Source organism: Streptomyces durocortorensis (assembly GCF_016901035.1).
Classification (GTDB): domain Bacteria; phylum Actinomycetota; class Actinomycetes; order Streptomycetales; family Streptomycetaceae; genus Streptomyces; species Streptomyces durocortorensis.
The window spans coordinates 2,711-4,735 of sequence record NZ_JAFEUF010000370.1; the positions used below are offsets into that span (position 1 = coordinate 2,711).

The 2,025-nt window shown below is 71.3% G+C and carries 1 protein-coding gene (running past one end of the window); it reads left to right on the forward strand.

Translation table 11 applies throughout. The annotated features are described in order from the left end of the window. Positions 1-1,654, forward strand: the 3' portion of a protein-coding gene (locus JS521_RS33945; protein ID WP_205086731.1) for an outer membrane protein assembly factor BamB family protein. The gene continues 377 nt to the left of window position 1, outside the view; 1,654 of the gene's 2,031 nt are visible here — the last part of the coding sequence; the start codon falls outside the window, past its left edge; its stop codon occupies positions 1,652-1,654. The last annotated feature ends 371 nt before the right edge of the window (positions 1,655-2,025 follow it).

Below are 2,025 nucleotides of genomic sequence, written 5' to 3' on the forward strand. Positions count from 1 at the left end.
GGGCCCCTACGGCCAGCAGCCGCCGGGCCAGGCGCCCGGTCCCTACGGCCAGCAGCCCGGCCCCTACGGCCAGCAGGCCCCGAGCCCGTACGGCCAGCAGGCCCCCGGACCGTACGGTCAGCAGCCCCAGCCCGGTTACGGCTACCCGCAGCAGCAGTACCCCGGCGCCCCCGGCCCCGGCGGACCGGGTTCCGGCGGCGGGTTCCTCAAGAACAAGACCGGCATCATCGTCGCGGCGGCGCTCGCCGTGGTCCTGGTCGCGGGCACGGGCACCTGGCTCCTCGTCAGCGACAGCGGCGACGACGACCCCAAGAAGCCCGTCGCCAACACCAGCAACGACCCCAAGGCCCCCAGCGCGTCGCCGACGGTCGACGAGGGCGACGGCAACGGCGACGGCCGCGAGACGGACGACGACCTCAACGCCGGGCGCAAGCCGGGCGAGGCGAAGGTCGCCTGGCTCCAGAAGAACGACGTCGACCTGCCCCGCAACGGCTCGTCCGTCGAGGGCCCCTGGTTCGCCGGCGACGTGATCGCCAAGGCCATGTACCGGGGCGTGTCCGGCTACTCCGTCGCCGACGGCAAGCAGAAGTGGACCGTGCCGCTCCCCGCCGACCTGTGCGCCGCGCCCAGCTCCCCCACCGCCGACGGCAAGATCGTCATCGGGGTGAAGGACGGCACCACGGACAAGGCCAAGTGCTCCACCCTCCAGATGATCGACCTCAACACCGGCAAGCCCGGCTGGAAGAAGACGATCAAGGGCAACGGCACCTGGGACTTCCTGTCGGACATCGCGCTCGCGATCAGCGGAGACACCGTCACCGTGGGGCGCACCGGCAACTCCAACGGCTACCGGGTCAGCGACGGCAAGGAGCTGTTCGGCAACCCCGACAACAACTGCAAGCCCTTCGCCTTCGCCGGGGGCGAGAAGCTCATCGCCGCGGCCAACTGCCGCACCGACGACCCCGAGAACCCGCAGCAGCAGATCCAGGAGCTGAACCCGGACACCGGCAAGCCCAAGTGGACGTACCAGCCGCCGCGCGGCTGGGAGGTCAGCAAGGTCTACTCGGTCACCCCGCTCGTCGTCCGGCTGGAGAACGAGAAGAAGAAGCAGTACACCATCGTCGCGCTCACCGAGAGCGGCAAGCTCCGCTCCCAGCTCGCGCCCGGTAAGAGCGACAAGCTCACCGCCGACTGCGGGAGCCGTTTCGCGATCTTCGGTGAGAGCCTCGAAGGGTGCAGCGGCGTCGCCGCCGACGCCAACACCTTCTACATCGCGACCGAGGACGACTCCAGCGGGACCGCCCGGACGAACAAGGTCATCGCCTTCGACCTGAACACCGGAAAGCCCAAGTGGGAAGCGCCCGCCCCGGCCGAGCGCGTCCTGAAGCCGCTGGGCATGGAGGGCGGTGACGTGCTGCTCTACATGCGGCCGAAGTACGACGCGGCCGGCGCCATCGTGACGCTCGCGCCGACCGGCGGCACCCCCAAGACGCTGCTCCAGCACCCGGCGTCGACCGGCCGGATCGAGAACGGTTTCTTCTCGTCCAAGATCGCCTACGAGGGCGGCCGCTCCTTCATCTTCAGCGAGCGCGTGAGCGCGACCAACGACAAGGAAGAGCTGGAGCAGTCGACGCTGCTGGTGTTCGAGAAGTGACGGACTTCAGCCCCGGCATCCGGCCCCTCCAGGCCCCTTCCGGCCCCACGCGCCCCCACATCCACTCGTCCCCAGAGGTACGCACGCCATGACCCAGCCGCCCCAGCCACCGCAGCAGCCGCCCAACGAACCGTCGGACACGCCCCCGGGAGCACCGGGCACGCCCCCGCCGCCGCCCGCCGGTCCGCCGTCCGGTCCGCCCTCGGGCGGGTTCGGCGCGCCGCAGGACCCGCCGCCGGGAGGGTTCGGCCAGCCGACTCCTCCGCCCGCGGACCCCTTCGGCAAGCAGCCCCAGGAGCCGCAGCAGCCGCCCCAGCAGCCGCCCGCCGCGCCGCCTGTCTCATAAACACAACTCCCAGCCCACGCGGCAG